The sequence below is a fragment of the Methylosinus sp. genome (genome assembly GCF_036560965.1).
In the GTDB taxonomy this organism is placed as follows: Bacteria; Pseudomonadota; Alphaproteobacteria; order Rhizobiales; family Beijerinckiaceae; genus Methylosinus.
Map to the genome: position 1 here is coordinate 39,480 of NZ_DATBQF010000011.1, position 24,251 is coordinate 63,730.

At 65.9% G+C, this 24,251-nt stretch carries 24 protein-coding genes; 13 read left to right on the forward strand and 11 right to left on the reverse strand.

The window, feature by feature from the left end:
• Positions 1-6: 6 nt before the first annotated feature.
• The 6 genes from VIF40_RS02705 to VIF40_RS02730 form a co-directional block, all read right to left on the reverse strand.
• Positions 7-1,041 (reverse strand): NAD(P)/FAD-dependent oxidoreductase, encoded by a 1,035-nt coding sequence (locus VIF40_RS02705; RefSeq protein WP_331935980.1) that lies wholly within the window; start codon positions 1,039-1,041, stop codon positions 7-9.
• A gap of 354 nt (positions 1,042-1,395) precedes the next feature.
• Positions 1,396-1,785, reverse strand: coding sequence for a 2Fe-2S iron-sulfur cluster-binding protein (locus VIF40_RS02710; protein ID WP_331935981.1), 390 nt, complete (start codon positions 1,783-1,785; stop codon positions 1,396-1,398).
• 187 nt (positions 1,786-1,972) lie between these two features.
• Entirely contained in the window at positions 1,973-2,575 is a 603-nt protein-coding gene (locus tag VIF40_RS02715) for an ABC-type transport auxiliary lipoprotein family protein (RefSeq protein ID WP_331935982.1), read from the reverse strand.
• Positions 2,576-2,675: 100 nt separating this feature from the next.
• Entirely contained in the window at positions 2,676-3,560 is an 885-nt protein-coding gene (locus VIF40_RS02720; RefSeq protein ID WP_331935983.1) for an MlaD family protein, read from the reverse strand.
• A 4-nt stretch (positions 3,561-3,564) separates the two neighbouring features.
• Positions 3,565-4,458, reverse strand: a complete 894-nt coding sequence (locus tag VIF40_RS02725) for an ABC transporter ATP-binding protein (RefSeq protein ID WP_331935984.1) — start codon at positions 4,456-4,458, stop codon at positions 3,565-3,567.
• 6 nt (positions 4,459-4,464) lie between these two features.
• The gene (locus VIF40_RS02730) at positions 4,465-5,610 is read right to left on the reverse strand and encodes an ABC transporter permease (RefSeq protein ID WP_331935985.1); all 1,146 of its coding nucleotides are present in this window, start codon (positions 5,608-5,610) and stop codon (positions 4,465-4,467) included.
• A 137-nt stretch (positions 5,611-5,747) separates the two neighbouring features.
• Here VIF40_RS02730 and dgcA point away from each other — a divergent pair, with 137 nt between their 5' ends.
• Entirely contained in the window at positions 5,748-6,731 is a 984-nt protein-coding gene (gene dgcA / locus VIF40_RS02735; RefSeq protein ID WP_331935986.1) for an N-acetyl-D-Glu racemase DgcA, read from the forward strand.
• Between the two features lie 15 nt (positions 6,732-6,746).
• Here the strand turns inward: dgcA and VIF40_RS02740 are convergent, their stop codons facing one another.
• Complete coding sequence (locus VIF40_RS02740) at positions 6,747-7,031, reverse strand: HigA family addiction module antitoxin (protein WP_331935987.1); 285 nt, start codon at positions 7,029-7,031, stop codon at positions 6,747-6,749.
• A 169-nt stretch (positions 7,032-7,200) separates the two neighbouring features.
• Here VIF40_RS02740 and VIF40_RS02745 point away from each other — a divergent pair, with 169 nt between their 5' ends.
• Together VIF40_RS02745 and VIF40_RS02750 are read left to right on the forward strand one after the other, a co-directional pair.
• A complete protein-coding gene (locus VIF40_RS02745; protein WP_331935988.1) occupies positions 7,201-8,256 on the forward strand; it encodes an NAD(P)-dependent alcohol dehydrogenase in 1,056 nt (351 codons plus the stop codon).
• Between the two features lie 11 nt (positions 8,257-8,267).
• Positions 8,268-8,903, forward strand: a complete 636-nt coding sequence (locus tag VIF40_RS02750) for a Type 1 glutamine amidotransferase-like domain-containing protein (RefSeq protein ID WP_331935989.1) — start codon at positions 8,268-8,270, stop codon at positions 8,901-8,903.
• Between the two features lie 93 nt (positions 8,904-8,996).
• Here the strand turns inward: VIF40_RS02750 and VIF40_RS02755 are convergent, their stop codons facing one another.
• Positions 8,997-9,896: a LolA family protein gene (locus VIF40_RS02755; protein WP_331935990.1), complete on the reverse strand. Its 900-nt coding sequence runs from the start codon at positions 9,894-9,896 to the stop codon at positions 8,997-8,999.
• Positions 9,897-10,140: 244 nt separating this feature from the next.
• Between VIF40_RS02755 and VIF40_RS02760 the strand changes: the two genes are divergently transcribed.
• Complete coding sequence (locus VIF40_RS02760) at positions 10,141-11,289, forward strand: hypothetical protein (protein ID WP_331935991.1); 1,149 nt, start codon at positions 10,141-10,143, stop codon at positions 11,287-11,289.
• Positions 11,290-11,417: 128 nt separating this feature from the next.
• On the opposite strand, the gene VIF40_RS02765 is transcribed toward VIF40_RS02760, so the two are convergent.
• Both VIF40_RS02765 and VIF40_RS02770 read right to left on the reverse strand, forming a co-directional pair.
• On the reverse strand, positions 11,418-13,940 hold the full coding sequence (locus VIF40_RS02765) for an FtsK/SpoIIIE family DNA translocase (RefSeq protein ID WP_331935992.1): 2,523 nt from the start codon (positions 13,938-13,940) through the stop codon (positions 11,418-11,420).
• Positions 13,941-14,091: 151 nt separating this feature from the next.
• Positions 14,092-15,093: a peptidoglycan-binding domain-containing protein gene (locus VIF40_RS02770; RefSeq protein ID WP_331935993.1), complete on the reverse strand. Its 1,002-nt coding sequence runs from the start codon at positions 15,091-15,093 to the stop codon at positions 14,092-14,094.
• Positions 15,094-15,387: 294 nt separating this feature from the next.
• Between VIF40_RS02770 and rfbF the strand changes: the two genes are divergently transcribed.
• From rfbF to VIF40_RS02790, 4 genes are all read left to right on the forward strand, one after another.
• Positions 15,388-16,161, forward strand: coding sequence for a glucose-1-phosphate cytidylyltransferase (rfbF, locus tag VIF40_RS02775; RefSeq protein ID WP_331935994.1), 774 nt, complete (start codon positions 15,388-15,390; stop codon positions 16,159-16,161).
• The gene (gene rfbG, locus VIF40_RS02780) at positions 16,143-17,258 is read left to right on the forward strand and encodes a CDP-glucose 4,6-dehydratase (protein WP_414684745.1); all 1,116 of its coding nucleotides are present in this window, start codon (positions 16,143-16,145) and stop codon (positions 17,256-17,258) included. The genes rfbF and rfbG overlap by 19 nt, the downstream gene beginning before the upstream one ends.
• Positions 17,255-18,625, forward strand: a complete 1,371-nt coding sequence (gene rfbH, locus VIF40_RS02785; RefSeq protein WP_331935996.1) for a lipopolysaccharide biosynthesis protein RfbH — start codon at positions 17,255-17,257, stop codon at positions 18,623-18,625. The genes rfbG and rfbH overlap by 4 nt, the downstream gene beginning before the upstream one ends.
• A gap of 834 nt (positions 18,626-19,459) precedes the next feature.
• Positions 19,460-19,954, forward strand: a complete 495-nt coding sequence (locus VIF40_RS02790; RefSeq protein ID WP_331935997.1) for a sigma-70 family RNA polymerase sigma factor — start codon at positions 19,460-19,462, stop codon at positions 19,952-19,954.
• Between the two features lie 103 nt (positions 19,955-20,057).
• On the opposite strand, the gene VIF40_RS02795 is transcribed toward VIF40_RS02790, so the two are convergent.
• Positions 20,058-20,807: a glucose 1-dehydrogenase gene (locus VIF40_RS02795; protein WP_331935998.1), complete on the reverse strand. Its 750-nt coding sequence runs from the start codon at positions 20,805-20,807 to the stop codon at positions 20,058-20,060.
• An 82-nt stretch (positions 20,808-20,889) separates the two neighbouring features.
• On the opposite strand from VIF40_RS02795, the gene VIF40_RS02800 reads away from it, so the two are divergent.
• The 5 genes from VIF40_RS02800 to obgE all read left to right on the forward strand — a co-directional run bounded on the left by VIF40_RS02800 (position 20,890) and on the right by obgE (position 24,144).
• A complete protein-coding gene (locus VIF40_RS02800; RefSeq protein WP_331935999.1) occupies positions 20,890-21,288 on the forward strand; it encodes an ArsR/SmtB family transcription factor in 399 nt (132 codons plus the stop codon).
• Between the two features lie 239 nt (positions 21,289-21,527).
• Positions 21,528-21,845 (forward strand): 50S ribosomal protein L21, encoded by a 318-nt coding sequence (gene rplU, locus VIF40_RS02805; protein ID WP_331936000.1) that lies wholly within the window; start codon positions 21,528-21,530, stop codon positions 21,843-21,845.
• 150 nt (positions 21,846-21,995) lie between these two features.
• Positions 21,996-22,265 carry a 50S ribosomal protein L27 gene (gene rpmA, locus VIF40_RS02810; protein WP_331936001.1) on the forward strand — a complete coding sequence of 90 codons (270 nt, stop codon included), beginning with the start codon at positions 21,996-21,998 and terminating at the stop codon, positions 22,263-22,265.
• A 195-nt stretch (positions 22,266-22,460) separates the two neighbouring features.
• Positions 22,461-23,063, forward strand: a complete 603-nt coding sequence (locus VIF40_RS02815; protein ID WP_331936002.1) for a GNAT family N-acetyltransferase — start codon at positions 22,461-22,463, stop codon at positions 23,061-23,063.
• A gap of 13 nt (positions 23,064-23,076) precedes the next feature.
• Positions 23,077-24,144, forward strand: coding sequence for a GTPase ObgE (obgE, locus tag VIF40_RS02820; RefSeq protein ID WP_331936003.1), 1,068 nt, complete (start codon positions 23,077-23,079; stop codon positions 24,142-24,144).
• Positions 24,145-24,251: the final 107 nt, after the last annotated feature.

The window sequence follows — 24,251 nt, forward strand, 5'->3', positions numbered from 1 at the left end:
CGGCGATCAGACGCCGAGCTTCTTCTGCAGATTGGTCGAAGACGTCGTGTATTGGAACAGCAGCTTCTTGTCCGGATAGATGTAGCGATGCGCCTTTTGCGCGGCCAGCGAGGCCTCGTGGAAGCCGCAGAGAATGAGCTTCAGCTTGCCCGGATAGGTGTTGATGTCGCCGATGGCGAAAATGCCCGGGTGATTGGTCTCGAATTTCTCCGTGTCCACGGGAACGAGATTCTCGTGCAGGTTGAGACCCCAATCCGCGACCGGGCCGAGCTTCATCGTCAGGCCGAAAAACGGCATGAGACGATGCGCCGAGACGACCGTGTCGACATTGTCGTTGCCGCGGATCGTCACCGAGGAGAGCTCGCCGTCGGCGCCCTCGATCGCCGTGATCTGGCCGAGGCGGAAGTCGACCCTCTTGGCGGCGATGTGCTCCTGCAACGCATTGACCGAGTGCGGCGCGGCGCGGAACTGGTCGCGGCGATGGACCAGCGTCAGGCTCCTGGCGATCGGCTGCAGATTGAGCGTCCAATCGAGCGCGGAATCGCCGCCGCCGACGATGACGACGTCGCGATCGCGGAAATCCTCCATGCGGCGCACCGCATAGAAGACGGATTTGCTCTCATAGGCGTCGATGCCGGCGATCGGCGGCTTCTTGGGCTGGAACGAGCCGCCGCCCGCAGCGACGAAGACGACCTTGGTCTTGAATTTCGTGCCGGCGTCGGTCGTCACCTCGAAGGAGGGAGACTCGGGCGTGCCGGTGGGGACGAGCTGCTCGACCATTTCATTGAAATGGAAGGTCGGATTGAAGGGCTTGATCTGCTCGAGCAGATTGTCGGTGAGGCCCTGGCCGGTGACGAGCGGATGGCCCGGAATGTCGTAGATCGGCTTTTCCGGATAGAGCTCCGAGCATTGTCCGCCGGCGCGCGGCAGAATGTCGATGACATGAGCCCGAATATCCAAAAGCCCCAATTCGAAAACCGCGAACAGACCGGCCGGGCCGGCCCCGACGATCAGCGCGTCGGTTTCGATTGTCTCACTCATTTTCTTGTCCTTCGCCGCGTCCAAAACGAAATTTGCGAGGGGCGAGGCGGCTTCATCGGACCGAAAATGCGCCGGGGCGCGCTCGGGACCACACCCGAGGCGCCGCCCGTCTCGATCGACCATGGCCGCCGCCGTCGAAACGGGCGCGGCCGAGGCGCAAGCCCCGGTCGACGCCCGATCCGTCACGGCTCTGGTCTATTAGCATCCGCGCCGCCATGCAAATGTCTTCAAGTCGTAATGTCTTCCGGCGTTGCGCCCGGCCGCGCACGAGAATCGGCTCGCCGATGCGAAAAAAAACGCCGCGTTTCCGCGGCGTTCGGGTCGTCCGAAAAATCGGCGTCCGGAGCGGAGCGCTCAGCCCTGCTGCGACGGCGTCGTCACCACCAGGCCGTCGAGCTCCGGCCGCACGGTGATCTGGCAGCTCAGCCGCGAATTGGGCTTCACGTCGAAGGCGAAGTCCAGCATGTCCTCTTCCATCTGCGAGGGCTTGCCGACCTTCTCCACCCAGGCCTCGTCCACATAGACATGGCAGGTGGCGCAGGCGCAGGCGCCGCCGCATTCGGCCGGAATTTCCGGTATGTCGTTGCGACGCGCCGTCTCCATGACGGTGGAGCCCGTCTCGCCCTCGACCGTGCGGGCCTGACCATGCGAGTCGACGAAAGTGATCTTCGCCTTGGTCGGAGCCCCGCCGCCGGGCTCGGCGCCGTAGCGGGTCGCTTGGTCGTAGAGGCTGGTCTTCACCATGGTGCTCGTCTCTTCCGTTGACGTGTCGGCGCGCCTGCCGCGGGCGCAAAAATCGGCGGGCCGCCGAAGTCCTTCGCCCGAAGCTTCGGCCCGACGCTCGTCCTCTCGCGCGATCAGTTATCATCGGCGGAGCGGGCGCGCTAGTCTTTCCTCGAGCCTGCGACGCGGTGATGTCGGACGGCCGATTTCAGACTTGCGCCGCGGTCCAGCGCACGATCTGGCCGACGGTCGCGGTCAGCGCTTCGTCCAGCGCCTGCGTCGCCGCCGCGCCGGTGGAATGCGGCGCCGGCGCGCGGCCCGAGAAGACGCGGCCATGGCCGACCGGCGCGCCGCGCGCATCCAGCATTTTGGCGGCGATCTCGACGATCGCCTCGCCGCTGGTCACATCGATCTCGAAACGACGGATCTCCGTCGCCAGAACGCGATCGGCGATCATTCCAGCGCGCACGACGGAGCCGGTCGCCCGGCCGATGTCGAAGGCGGCGATGAGCCGGGCCTGCACGAGCCGCGGCAGCCGATCCACCCATTGCGCCTCGGCGAGATTGGCCACCTCGTTCGGCCCGGTGCGCACGACGATGCGGTCGGAGTCGATGGGCTGCACCGCCAGCGGCTCGGCGACGGCGAGCGTGCCGCGCAAGGGCCGCGCGAGCGTCCGCGCCGCCCCGCCCGGACCGCCGAGATCGAAGCTCTCGCGCTGCGGCGCGCCGCCGCAAGCGGACAGCCCCAGGCAAGCGGGCAGCCCCAGAGCGGCGAGCAGAATGAGTGAGAGCGACGCTCGCGACGGCGCCATGAATCGATCCTTCCCGCCGACCGCGCGCGACGCCGCGCCGCTGTCGGCAATGATTCCGAAGACTACTCGAAGGCGGCGCGACATCAAAGAGCGACGCCCTTCACTTGCCGCGATATTCGGGTAGACCCGGGCTCGCGCCGAAGATCACCTGCTGCGGATTCTTCTCCAGCGAGCGCACCGCGCGCTCGACCGTGTCCAGCGTCTTGCGCGCGTCTACGGCGAGCTGCTCATATTGCTTCAGCCCACTGCCGGAGAAGCTCTTGAGATTGGCCGAGGCGCCGGCGATGTCGGTCGCTATGCTATTCAGCTTCTTGGGATCGATCGCCGCGAGCAATTTGTCGATGCGCGCCGGCAGCGGCTTCATCGAGGCGCTGATCTCCGACATATCGTGGATGAAGGAGTCGATGCCGCCGGAATTATCGGCCAGCGCCTTGGTGAATTTCTCGGTGTTCTTCAGCGTGTCCGAGATGGTCTGCGAATTGGCGTCGAGCAATCTGCCCACCTTGTCGAGAACCTCGGTGGCGGTCGACGAGAGCTTCTGCACATTCTCCAGAATATTCTGGAATTCGGAGCGCTCCGCCTCGATGATCGGATAGGTCTCGCCCGGCTTGGCGCGCAAATCCTCGGCGCCGGGCGTGCCGCCGGTCAGCGACACATAGGCGACGCCGGTGAAGCCGGTCTGCTCCAGGCGGGCGCGCGTATTGGTCTTGACCGGCGTCTTGCGGTCGATGCTGATGAGCACGTCGACTCGGCTCGGGTCCTGATCGGAGATGGCGAGCTGCGTCACCTCGCCGACCTTGAGGCCGTTGAAGCGCACGTCGTTTCCGCGCAGCAGGCCGCTGACCGAGCCGCTGAAATGCAGCTCGAACGTCTTGTATTGCGCCGTCTGGCTCGCCCCCGAGAACCAGAAGACGAAGCCGAAGGCCGCGAACACCACGGCGAGGGCGAAAGCGCCGATGAGCGCGAAATTGGCGCGGGTTTCCATTGGGCTACTCTCGTCCTCGCATATCTTGCGCTCGAAGATCTTGCGCTAGCAGATCTTTCGCTCGCAGATCTTTCGATTTGCGCTCGTCCAGCGCTCCGGCGAGGCGCGAGCCGCGCACGCCGTGGAAATAGGCCTTCAGCCAGGGGTGATCGAAGGCGAGCATCTCCTCCATCGGCCCGGCGGCGATCACCTTGCCCTCAGCCAGCGCCGCGACGCGGTCGCAGATGGAATAGAGGCTGTCGAGGTCATGCGTGACCATGAAGACGGTCAATCCCAGCGTGTGCTGCAGCGTTGCGATCAGCTCGTCGAATTCGGCCGCGCCGATCGGATCGAGCCCGGAGGTCGGCTCGTCGAGGAAGACGAGCTCCGGATCGAGGGCCAGCGCCCGGGCGAGCGCCGCGCGCTTGATCATGCCGCCCGACAATTCAGCCGGAAATTTGTCCGCCGCGCTCGCCGGTAGCCCGACCAGCTCGAGCTTCAGCATCGCCAGCTCGTCCATCAGCCGCGCCGACACCTGCCGGCTCTCGCGCATCGGCATTTGAATATTCTGCCGCACGGTGAGGCTGGAAAACAACGCCCCATTCTGAAACAGCACGCCCCAGCGGCGCTCGACGCGGCGGCGCTCCGCCGACGACATCCGATCGCGGTCCTGCCCGAACAGCTCGATGAGGCCGGAGCGCTTGTCGACGAGGCCGAGAATGGTGCGCATCAGCACCGATTTGCCCTGCCCCGAGCCGCCGACGAAGCCCAAGACCTCGCCGCGATAGACATCGAGATCGAGGCCGCGCATGACCAAAGTCTGGCCGAAGCCGACGAAAAGATCGCGCACGCGGATCACCGTCTCGCGCGCCGCGCTCGGCTCCGGTTTTTCGATCGTTTGCGAGGAGAGATCGGTCATCGCGCGCTAATATTTGATCGAGGCGAAGAAGATGGCGAAGAAGCCGTCGACGACGATGACCATGAAGATCGCCTTCACCACCGAGGCGGTGACGTGACGCCCGAGCGATTCGGCCGACCCCCTGGTCGCCATGCCCTCCATGGCGGCGACCATGCCGATGATCAGCGCCATGAATGGCGCCTTGATGAGGCCGACGAAGAAAGTGTTGCGGCCGATCGCCCCCTGCAGCAGCGAGAGATAGGCGGCCGGGCTGATGCCCTCATAGACCCAGCACACGAGCAGGCCGCCGAACAGCGCCGACATATCGGCGACGAAGGTGAGCAGCGGCAGCGACAGCACCAGCGCCAATATGCGCGGCGTGACCAGCGCCTCGATCGGCGAGAGGCCCATCACGCGCAGCGCGTCGACCTCCTCGCGCATCTTCATCGAGCCCAGCTCGGCGGTGATGGCGGAGCCCGAGCGGCCGGCGATCATGATGGAGGTGAGCAGCACGCCGAGCTCGCGCAGCACCAATATGCCGATGAGATCGACCGCATAGGCGCCCGCGCCGAAGCGGCGGAGCTGGAAAATGCCCTGCTGCGCGACAATGGCGCCGACCAGCAGATTGATCAGCGCGATGATCGGCAGGCTGCGGAAGCCGAAGCTCTCGATATGATAGACCAGCGAGGTGAAGCGAAAGCGCCCCACCGCCAGGACGGAGACGCCGGCGGCGACGACGAATTCGCCGAGAAAGCCGATCCCATTATAGGCGTCCTGGGCCGCCGAGACGACGGAGCGGCCGAGATCGGCGAGAATATCGACGACCAGCAGGCGGCGGCATCGCGCCGGCGTCTCGAAGCGGCGAAACCGCGTCTCGCGCAGCAGCACGGCATGTTCCGGCCGCGCCCCCTCCACGCAGACGGCGACGCCCGCCTGGGCGAGCTCGTCCAGCGCCCGGCCGATGATCCAGGCGCCGGCGGTGTCCAGCCGGGCGATGCGCGCGAGATCGACGATGGCGCGGGCGGCGCCGTGGGCGGAAGCGGCCATGCCGGCGGCGTCGCGCTCCAGGGCCTGCGAATCGGCGAGCAGCCATTCGCCGCCGAGCGCGAAGACGGCGGTCTCTCCCTCTCGCCGCGACGAGAGGCGGGCCGTATGGTCGAGATCCGTGGCCATGCCTATTTTCGGCCCTATGGGCCGGCGGCTCCCTTTCTCCGCGCCCCGCAGCGTCTTAACTTCCGGCGCAGCCGAAGTCGAGCATGACCGTGGCCGGGAGCCGCGGGCGGCTATTTGTTTCAACTGGAAAAATCCGAATGAGCGTCCAACTGACCGTCTCCGTCGAACGCTTCCCCATCGCCGGGCGCTTCGTCATCTCGCGCGGCGCCAAGACCGAGGCCGTCGTCGTGACGGCGACTTTGCGCGACGGCGACGCCCTGGGGCGCGGCGAATGCGTGCCCTACGCCCGTTATGGCGAGAGCGTGGAAAGCGTCGTCGATCAGTTGGAGAGCCTGCGCGCACTGCTCGAGGCCGGCGCCGACCGCGCGGCGCTGGCCGCCCTGCTGCCGCCGGGCGCGGCTCGCAACGCCGCCGATTGCGCGCTCTGGGATTTGGAGGCGAAGCGCACCGGCGTTCCGGCCTATCGACTCGCCGGGCTCGAACGGATGGAGCCGCTGGTCACGGCCTATACGATTTCCGTCGGGACGCCGCAGGAGATGCGCGAGGCGGCGGCCAAGGCCGCGCATCGCCCGCTGCTGAAGGTGAAGCTCGCCGGCGAAGGCGACGCCGAGCGCATCAATGCCGTGCGCGCCGGTGCGCCCGAGGCCGAGCTGGTGGTGGACGCCAACGAGGCTTGGACCGAGGCGGCCTTCATCGCCAATAGCGAGGCCTGCGCCCGCGCCCGGGTGCGGCTGATCGAGCAGCCTCTGCCGGCCGGCGCGGATGCGGCGCTGGCGCACCTGCCCCATCCCGTGCCGATCTGCGCCGATGAGAGCGTCCATGACCGCGTCGGACTTGCGACGCTGGTCGGGCGCTATGATGCGGTGAATGTGAAGCTGGACAAGGCCGGCGGCCTCACCGAGGCGCTGGCGCTCGCCGCCGAGGCGCGGCGTCTGGGCTTCTCGATCATGGCCGGCTGCATGGTCGGCACCTCGCTCGCCATGGCGCCGGCGCTGATCGTCGCGCAAGGGGCGGAATTCGTCGATCTCGACGGGCCGCTGCTGCTGGCGAAGGATCGCGAGCCAGGGCTGCGCTATGAGGGGTCGCTGGTGTTTCCGCCGGAGAGGGAGTTGTGGGGGTGAGATCCGTGGGCGAGGTCACGCCACCTTCGGCGCGAGTCGCGCAATGGAAACGCTCGCCTGCGCCCGCGCCCGCGCCAGATCATAGGCGATCTGCATTCGCATCCAGGCGTCGGCCGATCCGCCGAAAGCCTGCTCGAGCCGCAGCGCCATTTCGGGAGTAACGCCGTGCCGGCCGCTGATGAGGCGATAGAGCTGCTGACGCGTCACGCCGAGCCCCTTCGCCGCCTCGGCGACGCTCAAGCCCAGATCCTCTATATTGTCTCGGATGAGCCCACCGGGATGGGCAGGATTTTTCATCATCGCCGCTGCCTTCTTCAGTGTCGAAAGCTTGCGATCATGAAAATTTGTAACTTGTAACGCGACACACGTCAATTCGAGCGCGACCCGGCGCGACCCGATCGCCGAAACATGCTATTGGAAACCGCCTCCGCCCGAGGCGAGCCCCCCTTCGAAAATCCCGAGGCCCCCCATGCCCACCAAGGCCTATGCGGTCCAATCCGCGACCACGCCTTTTGCGCCCTTCTCCATCGAGCGCCGCGCGCCGGGACCGAAGGATGTCGCGATCGACATTCTCTTTTGCGGCGTCTGCCATTCCGATCTCCACACCGCGCGCAGCGAATGGCCGGGCACGCGCTACCCCTGCGTGCCGGGCCATGAGATCGTCGGCCGCGTGACCGCCGTCGGCGCGGAGGCGACACGGTTCAAAGTGGGAGACATCGCCGCCGTCGGCTGCATGGTCGACAGCTGCGGCCGCTGCATCTCCTGCGACGATGGGCTCGAGCAATATTGCGAGCATGGCTTCACCGCCACCTACAATGGCCCGCTCGACGGCTCCGGCGAGAACACCTATGGCGGCTATTCGGCGGCCGTCGTCGTCGACGAGCATTTCGTGCTCTCGGTGCGCCATCCGGAAGCGCAGCTCGCCGCCGTGGCGCCGCTGCTCTGCGCCGGCATCACCACCTGGTCGCCGCTGAAGCATTGGGGCGTCGGGCCGGGCAAGACAGTCGGGATCGTCGGCATTGGCGGGCTCGGCCATATGGGCGTGAAGCTCGCCCATGCGCTCGGCGCGCATGTCGTCGCCTTCACCACCTCGCCGTCGAAGCGCGAGGCCGCTCTGGCGCTCGGCGCCGATGAGGTCGTCGTCTCGAAAGACACGCAAGCCATGGCGGCGCGCGCGGGAAGCCTCGATTTCATCCTCGACACGGTCGCCGTCTCCCATGATCTCGACGCCTACACGAATCTGTTGAAGCGCGACGGCGTGCTGACGCTGGTCGGCGTGCCGGAGACGCCGCATCCCTCGCCGTCGGCGGGCGGACTCATCTTCCGGCGGCGGCAGATCGCCGGCTCGCTGATCGGCGGCATCAAGGAGACGCAGGAGATGCTCGACTTCTGCGCCGAGAAGGGCATCGTCGCCGACATAGAGACGATCGCCATGCAGGAGATCGAGACGGCCTACGCCCGCATGGTGAAAAGCGATGTGAAATATCGCTTCGTCATCGATATGGCGACGCTGAAAGCCGCCTGATCCGCGCCGGCGTGCGGCTCTATCTCTCCTCTTTCGATCTCGGCGATCACGCCGAGGCGCTCGTCGCGCTGACGCGCGGCGGGCGTCGCGCCGCGGTCGTCGTCAATCCGCTCGACGACCGCCCCCGCGCCCGCGCCGATTGGCTGACCGATCAGATCGAGAAATTGAGCCGGCTGGGCTATGCGGCGGAAGAGCTCGACTTGCGCGATTATTTCGGCGAGGCCGAGGCTCTCGCCGCCCGGCTCGCGACGCTCGATCTCGTCTGGGTGAGCGGCGGCAATGTCTTCATCCTGCGCCGCGCGATGCGGCAGAGCGGCTTCGACCGGCTCGCGAAAGAGGCGCTGGCGCGCGACGCCTTCGTCTATGGCGGCTTCAGCGCCGGGGCGGTGGTGGTCGCGGAGAGTCTCGCGGGCCTCGAGGCCGCTGATGATCCGCATAGCGCCCCGGCCGGCTATGCGCGCGAAATCCTATGGGAAGGGCTCGGCCTGCTCGGTCATGCGCTCGTCGTGCATTTCGACGCGGATCATTGGCAGCCGGGCGCGGTCGCGGCGCAAATCGCCTTCCTGGAGGCGAAGGGCCTGCCTTATGAGGCGTTGCGCGACGGCGAGGTCCTGCTGATCGACGGCGCGACGCGCCGTCGACTCTAAGCGCCATCCGATCTGGATCGGATGGCGCTCTCGCTTTCTTTCGTTGGAGCGAATTCTGATCGATCGAACGATTCCGTTCGATCGGAAAGCGCTCTAATGGAAATCGAGCAGCGATCCCTTGTCGATCTTGAACAGATTGGGGTCCGGCGAGCGGCTGCGGTCGACGTTGAACAGCGACACCAGCGTCTCATAGCCCTGCGGATCGGAGACCTGCCATTGCTTCAGCGTGAACGTCTTGGACTCGAAGATCAGCTTGATCTTCGAGGTGCCGCCGAACGTCGCCTTATCCTCTATCGAAATGGACACGCCGGCGTCGTCGATGACGACATCGACGAGCTTCACGTCCTTCTCGAGATCGATCTTCTCGTTGAGCAGGAATTTCAGCGGCGTCTGATTGATGAAATAGAGGTCCTGCGTATTGAGCTTGCGGTCGCGCACGGCGACCTGCGTGCCGTCGGAGACGACCTCCATCGTCGCCGGCTGCGCATATTCGAAACGCATGCGCCCGACCTTATGGACATAGAGCTTGCCCTCGGCCCTGCGGCCGTCGCCGCCGATCTGCACGAAATCGGCGGTCATGACGGGTGAGGCGTTGAGCGAGGCCTCGGCGCGCTTGATGGCCTCGTCGCGGGTGAGCGGCGCCTGGGGCTGGGCGGCGACCGCGACGGCGGCGGCGGCGGCTCCGCCCACGGCGGCGGCGCCCGCGGCCGCTTTGGCGGCGTCCGGAACAGCGGGGGCTGGCGGCTTGGCGGCGGGGGGAGCAGCTTTGGGGTCGGCGGCTTTCGGGTCGCCCGGCTTGGCCTGCGCGGTTTTGGAATCGTCGGGCTTCGTCTTCGCTTTGGCGTCGGCGGCCGGCTTGCCCTTGGCCGCGGGCTTTCCCGCCTGAGCCTTGGCGGCCGGCGCCGGATGCGGCTTTTTCTTCGGCTCCACGGCCTGAGCGCCGGAAGCGGCGAGAAGGGCGAGGACCAGCGCGGCGGCGAGAGGCGATTTCACAGCAATGGGTGCTCCGGGACGATTCGGCGCGGCCGATCGGGGCCGTCCGCCGTCCTCACTAGGACGGCGATATGGCTAATGTTGGATCATATTCGGCGAGAACGATTGCGTCGCCCTGACGTCGGGGGAGCGTCCGCCGGCAGCCGCTCTCACGCGAGCGTGCGCTGGCGCACAGGCGGCGGCGCGCATCCGCGCCAACCTCGGCGCCAGAGCGAGAATGCGCCGATTGCCGCCGGAGAATTTCATGGATTACGAAGCCATTGCCAATCGCAGCCTGCTCGATGCGACATTATGGGCCCGGCAGGAATGGGAGACCGTGGGCGACAACGCCCATGGCGGCCGGGTTCGCGTGCCTTTCGAGGATTCCGTCCCGGGCCTTCAGCTGCTTCCCACGCAAATGCGGCCCTTGGATCTCTATCGCGCGCAGAGCACGAAATTCGAGGATTTCGCGACGCGGTGGGAGAAGCGCTACAGCCTGCTCTTCGCCAATCGCAGCACGAAAATGTCGCTCGCTCCGGTCGTCGATCAAAAGCCCTTCTATACTTACGACTATCCGATTCTCGGTAAATTCGCCGCTTATCCGGTGATCGGGCATTTCGGGAGAGTGCCGGTCGAGAACATCATCGTTCGACGCAAATTCGCGACCGAGAATGACAGCGTGCGCCGCATAAAAGACCTTCGGGCGATATTGGATCAGGATATCGCCTATGTGGAAGAGGATTATCCGAATGCGGGCGATTGGGGCCCCTTCGCCCACTTCAACAATGTCGGGCCGAATTATTTCGAGCTGCTGATCGACCCCGAGGGCCAAATCCTGGCGATCCAGGGCTCCGGCGGGAGCGAGCCGGGCCTCGAGTCGGAAGACCCGTTGAGCTACGTCATGGCGGGCTATGGCCTGCTCAAGCTCGCGACGAAGGGCGGCAGAGTGGTCTTGAAGCTGCTTGCGCAAAGGGCCGCCCGCAAGGCCGCGGGGCGAATAGCGGCGAACCCCGCGATGATCCGCCTCGAGAAGACAATCGTCGATCTGCAGGGCAAAAGCCCGATCCGTACCGCCGAATTGCTGACATCGTCGAGGATATTTCGCCATACGCTCACCTCGGAGCTGAAAGGCGTCAGCTATGCGCGCATCGAGATGGAAGGCTCGCTGCGGCTCTCGACGGGCGCGGCGGCGCATTTTGGCGAGGGCGTCTACGCCTGGAACGCCGGAGCGACGGGCGTCGGAACCTACATCGACATAGAAGTCGCCGCCGGAGCGGCCGTCGAGACGCTGAAAGTCGGGGCGCAGAGCTGGGTGCGGATCGTCCCCGCGCAAGGCGCTGTGCTGAGCGTGCGGATCGTCGCGACCAACCTCGCCACGGAGGCGATCGAGATGGGCCGCAAGCTGGTGCGATAGCCGCGCGAGGGGTGCGGCGCCGGCTTCTGGCTCTCAGGAAGCGACGCTCTCCCTTTCATGCCGAGGAGGTCGCGAAACGGCCGTCTCGAAGCACGAGGAAATCGTCATCCGACGATCGCTGGAACGCCTCATGCCGCGTCTATGTCGAACGCCCCGCGATCGATCCCGCCGCCCACCAGAATCTCGCGCTTGCCGGCGTGATTGGCCTGACCCACCACGCCTTCGCGCTCCATCTGCTCCACCAGCGAGGCCGCCTTATTGTAGCCGATCGACAGGCGCCGCTGAATGTAGCTCGTCGAGCATTTGCGGTCGCGCAGCACGATCGCCACGGCGCGATCGTAGAGATCGGCGCCCTCCTCCGCATCCATCGAGCCCGGCGCGGCGCTCTCCACGGCCTCGTCGGAAGGCTCGTCCTCGGTGGTGATGGCGTCGAGATATTGCGGCTGTCCCTGCGTCTTCAGATGCGCGACGATCTTCTCGACCTCCACATCCGAGACGAACGGTCCATGCACGCGCGAGATGCGCCCGCCGCCGGCCATATGCAACATGTCGCCCTGGCCCAGCAGCTGCTCGGCGCCCATTTCGCCCAGAATGGTGCGGCTGTCGATCTTCGACGTCACCTGGAAGGAGATGCGCGTCGGGAAATTCGCCTTGATCGTGCCGGTGATGACATCGACCGAGGGACGTTGCGTCGCCATGATGAGGTGAATGCCGGCCGCGCGCGCCATTTGCGCGAGGCGCTGAATCGCGCCCTCGATATCCTTGCCGGCGACCAGCATCAGATCCGCCATCTCGTCGACGATGACGACGATGAAGGGGATCGGATGCAGCTCCATCTCCTCGCGCTCGAAGATCGCCTCGCCGGTCTCGCGATCGAAGCCGGTCTGCACCGTGCGGGTGATGATCTCGCCCTTGGCCTGCGCCTCGACGACGCGCTGATTGAAGCCCTCGATGTTGCGCACGCCGAGCTTGGACATTTTCTTGTAGCGGTCCTCCATCTCGCGCACCGCCCATTTCAGCGCCACCACCGCCTTTTTGGGGTCGGTGACGACGGGCGTCAGCAAATGGGGAATGTTGTCGTAGACCGAGAGCTCGAGCATTTTCGGATCGACCATGATGAGGCGGCACTCTTCCGGCTTCATCCGGTAGAGCAGCGACAGAATCATGGTGTTGATGGCGACCGACTTGCCGGAGCCGGTCGTGCCGGCGACGAGCAGATGCGGCATTCTCGCGAGATCGACGATCACCGGCTCGCCGCCGATCGTCTTGCCGAGCGCTATGGCCAGGCGATGCTTGGTCTTCTCGAAATCCTCGCAGGCGAGCAATTCGCGCAGGAAGACGGTCTCGCGGCGATGGTTGGGCAGCTCTATGCCGATGGCGTTGCGGCCGGAGACGACGGCGACGCGCGCCGAGACCGCCGACATCGAGCGCGCGATATCGTCGGCGAGGCCGATCACGCGAGACGATTTGATCCCCGGCGCGGGCTCCAGCTCATAGAGCGTCACCACCGGGCCCGGGCGCACATTGATGATCTCGCCCTTGACGCCGAAATCCTCGAGCACGCCCTCCAGCAGGCGGGCGTTCTGCTCCAGCGCATCCTGCGAGATTTTGGCGGCCGCCGCCTGCTTCTTGGGCTCGCTCAGCAGCAGCAGCGGCGGCAGCTCGTAGCGATGCTGCTCGTTGCGGCCCTCGAACAGCGAGGGCTGACGCTCGCGCATCACGCGCTTGCCCTGCTTCAGCGGGCCGACCGGCTCCATCACGCGCGCCGTCGGCTGCGGCTCGTCATATTCCTCTTCGCGCGGCGCGGCGGCCGCGGCCCGCGCCGGGGCCGGCGGCGGGACGAAGGAAAAAGCGTCGAAGACCGGCTCGCGACGGGCGGAGAGCAGCGGCGGCCCCGAGGGCTCGTCGGGCTCGACCGGCTTGCCGCGGCGCGCCAGAAGCGCGGCGAGGCGGCGCGAGACCAGCGTCTTGATCGTCAGACCCGCGTGGATGAGCGCGCCGAGCGAGACGATGGCGACGCCCGGCTCGTCATCCTCTTCCTCGTCGATTCTGCGCTCGACCGGCTCGTCCTCGGGATGCGCGCCGGCGGCAGGCGCCTCGAAGCCGAAGCCGGCGGCGCCGGTGAGGGCCAGAATGGCGGTCCCCGCCCCGACCAGCGCGACGAGGGCCATGGCGGCCGCCGATTCGCCGAAGACGCGGCGCGGCAGCGCCAGCACGGCGTCGCCCAGCACGCCGCCGAGCCCTGTGGGCAGCGGCCAGCGATCGGTGACGGGCAGCAGCGAGACGACGGCCGACGCCGCGAGCGCGCCGATGATCCACAAGCCAAAGCGCAGCAGCGGCCGATGCAGCGCGCGCTGCGTGACCAGCCGCAGGCCCTGGGCGGCGAGCGGCAGAATCGCGGCGATCGCCGCCAGGCCGAGCATTTGCATCAATATATCGGCGGCGACCGCGCCGCCGGAGCCGAGCAGATTGCGCACCCGCCCGGTCGTCGCATGATTGAAGGACGGATCGCGCGCCGACCAGGAGACCAGCGCCAGAGCCGCGGCGACCGACGCCGCGATGAGCGCCGCGCCGGCGAGCTCCGCCGCCCGCCGCGCCGTGAATTCGCGCACCGGCTCGGAGACGTGACGGAATGCGTTGCTGCGCATCATGACGAATGAGCCCACTCGTGCGACGATTGGAAACAACGAGGCGCCCGGAAAACGGGCGTCCTCGCCTGACGTGACGGCCGAGCGTAGGCAGGCGGGGTTAAGGGGCGATTAACCCTGGCGCCGCGCCGCGGGCGGGCTCCGGCCGCCGCGCTCAGATCTGTCCCGACTCGGGTGGGCTATAGCCCATCTCCGGCAGGGCGTAGACTTGATAGCTATAGACATTCTTCAATGCTTCCTCCGGCGTCATGCGCCGGTAGTCGTGCTTTCCCGCTTCGCGCGCCGCCCCATTCGGCTTGGGATGCGGCGTGCTGACGTGATCGATCTCGCGCCCGGATTTGAAACGGCCGCCACAATAGTGGCCCAGCTCGTGAATGATCACCGGGAGGCTGCCGAACCGCTCATTGGCGACGTAGATGTAAGCGCCCTGCTCGCCGGATTCGATTTCTGCGATGCTGAAAGAATATCCACCCACATGCGCATAGGCGAGGGCGTCCTCGCGATAATGATCCGACAATTGGAAGAGCGGGAAGCTGCCGGCGATGAATTTGCTCAGGGCGGCGTTCATGCGCTGGTAGATCGTCGACACCGCGTCGATATTGTCCAGCGGGTAGGCCGCCTCATGGAATTTGAAATGCCAATCCGCCTCGCGTTTCAGCTGCGCATTGGAGAATAGCGGGCTCGGCAATGCGTAGGAGGACCGCACGACCGAAAGACGGTGGAGCGCGTTCATCACCCGCGCCCGCGCGACCGGAGCCTGTTTCCGCGCGATCTCCAGCAAATCGGTTCGGCTCCCCCAATTGGCGATGACATTCATCTTGTCGATCGTCCATTTTCCCGGATCGACTCGCCCATCCGGGCGCCAGCCGTCATGGAATTGCGGATTTGCCGGGAACTGCTTTTTTTGGAAGTCGAGAATGGCGCCTCGCGTCAGCGGCCCGCATATTCCGTCTGTCGCCAACAGTGGCGCGGGACCGCCGTTGATCTTTGGAATCTTGTCGAGAAGCTGCTGAATTTTCAGCACATCAGAATAGGAATTGACGCCGCCGAGGCCGACGGATTCGGAAATTCGAACCTCGTCCGGCTTGCGCGCCGGCGGGGCGTCCGCGGAACGATAGTCGATAATGCCGTGCGATTTGCAAATACACCAACGCATTCGCGGCCCCCGCCCTCGATTAAAGAAACAATCGCTCGAATACCGCTTCGATCGTAGGAGGATGGTCGAAGCTGCTGGGACCTTTTGGCCACAAATTCTACGTCGATCGCCGAGCGATCTTCTCGCGCGCCACAATGAAAGATAATGTGCGCCCGCGCACGAGAGGACGCAAGCACCACGCCCCTCGGTCACTCGCGCCGCGCGACAGGCTCGCGCAAGGCGCGCGGCTAGACTGCGTGAAAGGCGCGTCCCGATTCGCCGAGGACCGCGCTCCCATCCTCGAGGAGACCGCGCGTGAAAGCCGTAATATTCGCAGGCGGTCTCGGCACGCGCCTCAGCGAGGAGACCGACAATCGCCCCAAGCCCATGATCGAGATCGGCGGCAAGCCGATCCTGTGGCACATCATGAAAATATACTCGCAGCACGGGGTCAACGAGTTCATCGTGTGCCTCGGCTATAGAGGCTATTTCATCAAGGATTATTTTACGAACTACTTCCTGCATATGAGCGACGTCACCTTCGACCTCGCCGAGAACAAGACCATCGTCCACAATAAAAAGGCCGAGCCCTGGCGAATCACGCTGGTCGACACGGGCGTAGAGACGATGACGGGCGGCCGCTTGAAGCGCATCGCCGATTATCTGCCCGACAATGAGCCCTTCTGCCTCACCTATGGCGACGGCGTCGCCAATATCGATATCGCCGGCGAGATCGACTATCACCTCGCCCATGGCCGTCTCGCGACCATGACCGTGGTGCGCCCGCCCGGCCGCTTCGGCGCCGTCACCATGGAGGGCGACGACATTCTCTCCTTCGACGAGAAGCCGCGCGGCGACGGCGGCTGGATCAATGGCGGCTTCTTCGTGATGTGGAAGAAGGCGCTCGACTATATCGACGGCGATTCGACCGCGCTCGAGCAGCAGCCCCTCGTCCGCATCGCCGCCGATGGGCAATTGCGCGCCTTTCGTCACGACGGCTTCTGGCAATGCATGGACACGCTGCGCGACAAGCGTTTCCTCGAGCAATTGTGGAGCGGCGGCGAAGCGCCCTGGAAGGTCTGGGCGTGAACGTGTCCTTTTGGGCCGGCAAGCGCGTCCTCGTCACCGGACACACCGGCTTCAAGGGCGGCTGGCTCTCCTTATGGCTGACGCGGCTCGGCGCGACTCTGGCGGGCTACGCCCTGCCGCCGCCGACCGATCCCAGCCTCTTCGCGCTGGCGGGCCTCGAGCGCAAGATCGACAGCGTCATCGGCGATATTCGCGACGCCGCGCTGCTCGCGCGCAGGGTGCGGGAGTTCGAGCCGCAGATCGTCTTCCATCTCGCGGCGCAACCGCTGGTTCGCTATTCCTACGCCAATCCGATCGAGACCTTCGAGGTCAATGCGCTCGGAACGGCGCATCTGCTCGAGGCGCTGCGCGACGCGCCTTCGGCCCGCGCCATCGTCATCGTCACCAGCGACAAATGCTATGAGAATCGCGAATGGCCCTGGGCCTATCGCGAGAATGAGGCGATGGGCGGCTTCGACCCCTATAGCGCCAGCAAAGGCTGCGCGGAGCTCATCGCCGCCTCCTTCCGCAATTCCTATTTCGCGACGCCCGATCATCCCACGCGCGGCGCCGCGCTGGCCACGGCGCGCGCGGGAAATGTCATCGGCGGCGGCGATTGGGCCGCGGACCGCCTCGTGCCCGATATTTTGCGCGCGCTGGAGCGCGGCGAGACGGTCGCCGTACGTTTTCCAAATGCGGTGCGTCCCTGGCAACACGTGCTGGAGCCGCTCGCCGGCTATCTGACGCTGGCCGAGCGTCTGTGGAGCGACGGCGCGCCCTTCGCCGAAGCCTGGAACTTCGGTCCCGATCCCTCTGGCGAGCGCACGGTCGCGGAGATCGCCGACACGCTCTGCCGCGCCTATGGCGAGGGCGCCGGCTGGACCGGCGGCGGCGGCGACGAGCCGCATGAGGCGCATCTCTTGAAGCTCGATTCCGCCAAGGCGCGCGGCCGGCTGGGCTGGCGCCCGCAATGGTCGATCGACGAGGCGCTGGCGGCGATCGTCGAGTGGGACGCGCGCCGTCGCCGCGGCGAGACGGTCGAGACCATCTCGCTCGATCAGATCGACGCCTATACGAGACGCATGGACGGCGCGAGCGCGCCCGGAGCACATTCATGACCCCGCCCGCAGCCTTGCAAGCCCCCGCCGATGCGACGGACGAGAAGGAAGCGCTGCGCGAGCAGATTTTGCGGCTCGTCGGCCGCTACGCCGAGATCGCCCATGCGACGCCGGAGTTCCGGCCCGGCGCCTCCGCCGTTCCGGTGTCCGGCAAGGTCTATGGCGCGAGCGAGATGCAGATGCTCGTCGATTCGGCGCTCGACTTCTGGCTCACCACCGGGCGGTTCAACGCGGCCTTCGAGAAGGCGCTGGAAGACTTCATCGGCGTCCGCCACGCGCTGACCGCCAATTCCGGCTCCTCCGCCAATCTTCTGGCGCTCACAGCGCTGACCTCGCCGCTGCTGAAGGAGCGCGCGCTCGTCCCCGGCGACGAGGCGATCACCGTCGCCGCCGGCTTTCCGACGACGCTCAATCCCATATTGCAGAATGGGATGACGCCGGTCTTCGTCGATGTCGACATACCGACCTATAATATCCGCGCCGATCTCGTCGAGGCGGCGATCTCGCCGCGCACGCGCGCCATCATGATCGCCCATACGCTGGGCAATCCTTTCGATCTCGCCGAGGTGACGCGCATCGCCGAGAAGCATGGCCTGTGGTTGGTCGAGGATTGCTGCGACGCGCTCGGCTCGCTCTATGACGGACGCCATGTCGGCACATTCGGCGACATCGGCACGCTGAGCTTCTATCCCGCGCATCACATCACCATGGGCGAAGGCGGCGCGGTGTTCACCTCGCGCTCCGTGCTGCGCCGCAGCGTCGAATCCTTCCGCGATTGGGGCCGCGATTGCTGGTGCGCGCCGGGCAAGGACGACACCTGCAAGAAGCGCTACGAGTGGCAATCCGGCGATCTGCCCTTCGGCTATGATCATAAATATGTCTATCAGCATCTCGGCTATAATCTGAAGATCACCGATATGCAGGCCGCCGTGGCGCTGGCGCAGATGGAGCGCCTGCCGGGCTTCATTGAAGCGCGCAAGCGCAATTTCGCGCTGCTGAAGGAAGCGCTGCGGCCGCTGGAGTCGATTTTCATCCTGCCCGAGGCGACGCCGCGCAGCGACCCCTCCTGGTTCGGCTTCGCGTTGACCTTGCGGGAGGATGCGCCTTTCGGGCGCGAGGCGCTGCTGCGACATCTCGCGGAGCGCCGCATCGGCGCGCGGCTGTTGTTCGGCGGCAATCTGCTGCGCCAGCCTTATATGAAGGATCGTCCGCATCGCGTCGCGGGCGCGCTCGCCGCGACCGACATCGTCATGCGCAGCACATTCTGGGTCGGCGTCTATCCCGGATTGAGCGAGGCGCAGATCGCCTATATCGCCGACGCCATCGGCGAATTCGTCGCCGATTCCGGACGCTGGCGCGGCGCCTGACGCGCCGTCTCGACGCGCTTGCCGCGCTGCGAATTTCCGACGACGACGCCAATCGAAACAACGCCCGCTTGTCGTAACGACGACGCAATTCGTCCATAGGTTGACGCCAATGTGAATACATGTATTAGTTGCATACGGGTGGCGTCGATGTTATATCTCCTTTCCATGCAGTGGATTTTCGGCAGTTTAATCGCGAGTCGCCACGTTTCGAGAAGCGTCGCGATCCTGCTCTGCGCCACCGTCCTTCAATCGCTGCTCTATCTCCGCTCTTCGGCGTTCGACGAGCAGGGCCTCTCTCGCGCTTCGATTTGCGCTTCGAGCGCCATGGGCGGCGGCGGCGAACCGCTCCACGATCGCAATTGCCGCACGCTCCAATGTTGCGCGCTCGGCTGCGCGGCGCATGACGCCGCATATCTCGAGGCGGCCTTCGCCCGCATGCTTCACGATCGCTGGTCGATGCGGTCACCCCTGCGCCGGCCGGGGGAATCGACGGCTCGCCGTCTCATGGCGAGCGTCGGATTCGTCGCGCGCGGCCCACCGGCGATCTGACCCTTTTTCAAAGCTCCCTCTTCTCTCCCATTCGCGAGCCGCGACCGCAGCCTGCCTAGCGCGACATCTCCCGATGTCGCGCCGCGCGGACGATGTCGCACGGCCAGAGATTTGTCGCGCGCAATGTCTTGCGCGCGCAGCGCCGACCTTCGCCATTTTTTTCAAAAACGATGCGAGCTCGACGGAGCTCCGCCCTCGATGAAGGGGATTTCCAATGTCGAAACCAGAGCCACGAATTGGCGCCGCCGCTCGTCTTTCTCGCGTCGCGACGACGGAGGCCGCGCGATGACCTCCTCGGAGAAAGTCCTCGATGCGCTCTACCAGGATTATGCGCCGGCGCTGCGCCGCTTCGCCCGTCGGCGCGTCGGCGCGCAAGAGTCGGAGGACATCGTGCAGGACATTTATCTCCATGCGCTGCAGCGCGTCGATGTCGCCAAGCTGGAGAGCCCGCGCGCCTATCTCTTCCGCATCGCCGCCAATCTCTCGGTCGACTCGATACGCCGGGATCGCATCCGCTCGCGCTATGTCCAGGAAGCGGCGCGCGCCGATCAGGCCGAGCAATCCAACTCCGGCGACACGGTCGCCACGCTGATGGAATTCCAAAAGCTGCGCGAGTCGCTCGCGCGCTTGCCCGCGCTCTATCGGGAAATCTTTCTGCTGAAGCGTCTCGAGCATCTGACCAGCGCCGAGATCGCGGCGCGCGTCGGCGTATCCGTGCGCACCGTCGAGCGTCATCTCGCCAGGGCGAATGACGAGATAAGACGCGATCTCGGCCTTTGACCGGAAGAACCGCCGCCGATCGCCGATCCGATCGCGCGGCGGTGAATTTTCGAGAACAGCATGCGCGCTCGGCCATCGTCGACGCGCGCCCTTCGCGCGTCGATCAGACCGCCACGAGCCCGCCGTCGACATAGAGATCGACGCCCGCCACATAGCTGCTCGCGCCGGAGGCCAAAAACAGCACGGCCTCGGCGACCTCCTCGGGCGCGCCGAAACGGCCGAGCGGCACATTGGTCTTCAATTGCTCCGCCAATTCGTCGTGCTGTTGCGTGGAGAGGCCCATCGTGTCGAAGATCGGCGTCTCGATCGGCCCGGGACTCACCACATTCACGCGGATCTTGCGGTCCCTCAGCTCGCTCGTCCAAGTGCGGGCGAAGGAGCGGACCGCGGCTTTGGTCGCCGAATAGACGCCGAAGCCGGGCGTTCCCACCGTATTGGCGATGGAGGAGTTGAGCACGATCGCGCCGCCGTCCGAGAACAGCGGCAACGCCTTCTGCACGGTGAACAGCAGGCCTTTGACATTGATGTCGAACAGTTGGTCGAACAGCGCCTCGTCCACAGCCTCGATCGGTGCGAGCCGGACGACGCCGGCATTGGCGAATAGAATGTCGATGCGGCCGAAGCGCTCCTTCACCTCGGCATAGAGGCGATCGAGATCCGCGAGCGCGGAGACGTCGCCCTGCACGCCGATGGCGCCGCCGCCGATGCGGGCGATCGCGGCGTCCAGCTCCGCCTTTCGGCGGCCCGTGACGACGACCTGCGCCCCCTCCTTCACGAATAGCTCCGCCGTCGCGAGGCCAATGCCGCTATTGCCGCCGGTGACGACCGCGATCTTTCCAGAAAGCCGACCCATGCTCGCGCTCCTTTCGCGCTAAATTCAATAGTTCAGGAATACGGAACTAATGCGCGAATGTCAATTCGTGCTAAATTGGCGCATGAGGAAGCTTCATCATCCGCGGCTCGAGGAGATCACTGTCGAGGCGATACTCTACGCCTTGGCCGATCCCGTGCGGGTGCAGATCTTCACGCGGCTCGCGGCCTCCGAATGCGCCCAGAACTGCTCGAAATTCCTGAATATTCAGGACTCTCCGCTAGCCAAATCGACGCTCTCGCAGCATTTCCGCATCCTGCGCGAGGCGGGACTCGTCCGCAGCGAGCGGCGCGGCGTCGAGCTCATCAATTCGACGCGCTGCGCGGAGCTCGCCGAGCGCTTCGGCCCGATGGTGCAATCGATCATTTCCGCCTATGAACGGCAGAAGCTCGAGGCGGCCGAGATCGCCGCGACGAAGAGCGCGGACGCTCCGGGCGATCCCGAGCGCTCCGAGGCGCGATGATCCGACCGATTCGCGCGCCGGGCCGAACCGACTTGCTCGGCCGAATCGACTTGCGACATCCGATTGACAATGGACCGGCGCCCGTTTAGGGCTGTCTCGCTTCGTCGCGGCGGTTTCGCCGCGATTTCTTTTTGCGTCGGCAATGATCCGGCGCGAGAAGCGAAGCGCAAAACCGGTCAACTGCAAAAAAGCCGGCCGGCGGATCGCCGCCAGAGCCGGAACGAACACAGGACAACGAGATGTTCGCAGTCATCAAGACCGGCGGGAAGCAATATAGCGTCGCCGCCGGAGACACGATAACCGTCATGGCCCTCGAGGGCGTCGCGGGAGACAAGATCACTTTCGGCGAGGTGCTCCTCGTCGAGACCGAAGCCGGCGCCAAGATCGGCGCTCCGCTCGTCGCGGGCGCGAGCGTCACCGCCGAGATCGCCGAGCAGGCGCGCGGCCCCAAGACGATCTCCTTCAAGAAGCGCCGCCGCCAGAACTCCAAGCGCAAGCGCGGCCATCGTCAGGATCTGACGATCGTGCGCATCACCGGCATAGAGGCCGGCGCCTGAGCCTCGCGGGGCGTGGCGAAACGCCGCTGATCGGCGTATAGAGGGAATATGCGCGCCGTGAGAGCGGCGCGCGCAGCAATTCAGCGGCCGCCGAGCGCGGCCCCGAGCCGCCGGCAAGCCGGCTCGGTTCGAGAATCGGGAGCGAGAACAATGGCTCACAAGAAAGCGGGCGGCTCGTCGCGCAACGGTCGCGACTCCGACGGTCGCCGTCTCGGCGTGAAGAAGTTCGGCGGCGAGGCCGTGATCGGCGGCAATATCATCGTGCGTCAACGCGGCACCAAATGGCATCCCGGCCGCAATGTCGGCATCGGCAAGGACCATACGCTGTTCGCTCTCGTCGACGGCGTCGTCCTGTTCAAATCGAGCGGCGGCCGCGCCTCGGTAGCCGTCGTGCCGCCGGTCGCCGCGGCCGCCGAATAGGCGGAGGATCTTCGAGGACCCTCCGCCGGCGTTTCGATCCCCGGCGGATTTGGTCCTCGAGCAGTCGCGATAAGGCGACGCTCCAGGCGCGAAATCCGGAAAAAGGCCTCAAAGGGTCGATAGGGGAAGCGGAACGCCGCTTCCCCTTCGTCATTTTTCGGCCTCTTTTCGCACTTGGCCGCCATGGAGCCTCGGATGTTTCCGGAAATTGCGCGCGACGACATTTTCAGATTGGAGACCCCGAGGCTGTGGCTGCGCTGGCCGCGCGCCGCCGATGAGGGCTCCATCTGCCGTCTTGCCGGCGATCCGGAGGTCGCCCTGAAGACGGCGCGCATTCCGCACCCATATGAGGCCTATCACGCGGCGGCCTTCATTCTCGCCGTCCGCGCCGAGAACGCCAGCGGCGCCGGCCTCACCCTCGCCTTGACGCAGAAGCGCCAGGCGGACGAGGCGATCGGCGTGATCGGCGTGCATGGCGCGAATTCGCGCGGGGCCGGCATGATCGGCTTCTGGCTGGGACGGCCATATTGGGGACGCGGACTGATGAGCGAAGCGGCGACCGCCTTCATCGACGTCGTTTTCGGCATGACGAGCCTAGAGCGCATCGTCTCCTCGGCCCTGCCGACCAACGCCGCCTCGCTGCGCGTTCACGAGAAGCTCGGCTTCACCCGCGCGGGACGCGGCAAATTCCCGGCTCCGGCGCGGGGCGGCGAGGTCGATGCGGAGCTTTTCGACCTGCGGCGCGGCGCCATTCCGACGAGCTTCGGCGCGCGACGTCCGAAGCTGCAAGCGACATGAGTTCGAAACAGTCATGAAGTTTCTCGATCAGGCGAAAATCTACGTGCGTTCGGGCGATGGCGGAGCCGGCTGCGTCTCCTTCCGTCGCGAGAAATTCATCGAGTTCGGCGGGCCGGACGGCGGCGACGGCGGCCGCGGCGGCGATGTGGTGGCGATTTGCGTCGACGGGCTCAACACGCTCATCGACTATCGCTATCAGCAGCATTTCAAGGCCAAGACCGGCGTGCACGGCATGGGCAAGAACCGTCATGGCGCCAAGGGCGCCGACGCCGTGCTGAAAGTGCCCGCCGGCACGCAGATTCTCGAGGAGGACGGCGAGACGCTGATCGCCGATCTGACCGAGGTGGGACAGACCGCCGTCATCGCGCGCGGCGGCAATGGCGGCTTCGGCAATCTGCATTTCACCACCTCGACGAATCGCGCCCCGCGCCGCGCCAACCCCGGCCTGGAGGGCGTCGAGCGCACGCTGATTCTGCGGCTGAAGCTCATCGCCGACGCCGGTCTGATCGGCCTGCCCAACGCCGGCAAATCGACTTTTCTGGCCACCGTCAGCGCCGCCAAGCCCAAGATCGCCGATTACCCCTTCACGACGCTGCATCCCGGGCTCGGCGTGGTGGCGGTGGACGAGCGCGAATTCGTGCTCGCCGACATTCCCGGGCTCATCGAAGGCGCGCATGAGGGCCATGGGCTGGGCGACCGATTCCTGGGCCATGTGGAGCGCTGCCGCGCGCTGCTGCATCTCGTGGACGCCACCGGCGAGCACGCCGGGAAAGATTATAAGATCGTGCGGCGCGAGCTCGCCGCCTATGGAGCCGAGCTCGACGAGAAGCGGGAGATCGTCGCGCTCTCGAAAACCGACGCGGCCGACCCCGAGCATTTGAAGAAGCAGAAGGAGCGGCTGAAGCGCGCGATGGCCTCCGCCGGACCTACGGAGGCCGCTGAGCGCCCTACCCTGCTTCTGCTGTCCTCCGCGACGGGCGAGGGCGTGACCACGGCTCTGCGAGCTTTGGCGGCGGCCAAGGAGACGGCGGCGCGCGAGGAAGCGCAGGCGGCCGAGCCCGCGCCGGAGTGGCGCCCGTGAAGGCTCAGACGAAAATGTGACGATTTTTTCTTTTCGGAGCTGGACATGAGCGATGTCATTGGGTATTTGCACGCCTCGTTCCGCTCATTCGGCGCCAGCCGAAGCAA

Coding starts and splice junctions, on each gene's coding strand:
- VIF40_RS02745 (WP_331935988.1), top strand. CDS start 7,201: ATGCCCACCAAGGCCTATGCGGTCCAATCCGCGACCACGCCTTTTGCG.
- rplU (WP_331936000.1), top strand. CDS start 21,528: ATGTTCGCAGTCATCAAGACCGGCGGGAAGCAATATAGCGTCGCCGCC.
- VIF40_RS02800 (WP_331935999.1), top strand. CDS start 20,890: ATGAGGAAGCTTCATCATCCGCGGCTCGAGGAGATCACTGTCGAGGCG.
- dgcA (WP_331935986.1), top strand. CDS start 5,748: ATGAGCGTCCAACTGACCGTCTCCGTCGAACGCTTCCCCATCGCCGGG.
- rfbH (WP_331935996.1), top strand. CDS start 17,255: ATGACCCCGCCCGCAGCCTTGCAAGCCCCCGCCGATGCGACGGACGAG.
- VIF40_RS02760 (WP_331935991.1), top strand. CDS start 10,141: ATGGATTACGAAGCCATTGCCAATCGCAGCCTGCTCGATGCGACATTA.
- VIF40_RS02815 (WP_331936002.1), top strand. CDS start 22,461: ATGTTTCCGGAAATTGCGCGCGACGACATTTTCAGATTGGAGACCCCG.
- VIF40_RS02715 (WP_331935982.1), bottom strand. CDS start 2,575: ATGGCGCCGTCGCGAGCGTCGCTCTCACTCATTCTGCTCGCCGCTCTG.
- VIF40_RS02790 (WP_331935997.1), top strand. CDS start 19,460: ATGACCTCCTCGGAGAAAGTCCTCGATGCGCTCTACCAGGATTATGCG.
- VIF40_RS02720 (WP_331935983.1), bottom strand. CDS start 3,560: ATGGAAACCCGCGCCAATTTCGCGCTCATCGGCGCTTTCGCCCTCGCC.
- VIF40_RS02710 (WP_331935981.1), bottom strand. CDS start 1,785: ATGGTGAAGACCAGCCTCTACGACCAAGCGACCCGCTACGGCGCCGAG.
- VIF40_RS02740 (WP_331935987.1), bottom strand. CDS start 7,031: ATGATGAAAAATCCTGCCCATCCCGGTGGGCTCATCCGAGACAATATA.
- VIF40_RS02725 (WP_331935984.1), bottom strand. CDS start 4,458: ATGACCGATCTCTCCTCGCAAACGATCGAAAAACCGGAGCCGAGCGCG.
- rpmA (WP_331936001.1), top strand. CDS start 21,996: ATGGCTCACAAGAAAGCGGGCGGCTCGTCGCGCAACGGTCGCGACTCC.
- VIF40_RS02770 (WP_331935993.1), bottom strand. CDS start 15,093: ATGCGTTGGTGTATTTGCAAATCGCACGGCATTATCGACTATCGTTCC.
- VIF40_RS02765 (WP_331935992.1), bottom strand. CDS start 13,940: ATGATGCGCAGCAACGCATTCCGTCACGTCTCCGAGCCGGTGCGCGAA.
- VIF40_RS02795 (WP_331935998.1), bottom strand. CDS start 20,807: ATGGGTCGGCTTTCTGGAAAGATCGCGGTCGTCACCGGCGGCAATAGC.
- obgE (WP_331936003.1), top strand. CDS start 23,077: ATGAAGTTTCTCGATCAGGCGAAAATCTACGTGCGTTCGGGCGATGGC.
- VIF40_RS02730 (WP_331935985.1), bottom strand. CDS start 5,610: ATGGCCACGGATCTCGACCATACGGCCCGCCTCTCGTCGCGGCGAGAG.
- VIF40_RS02705 (WP_331935980.1), bottom strand. CDS start 1,041: ATGAGTGAGACAATCGAAACCGACGCGCTGATCGTCGGGGCCGGCCCG.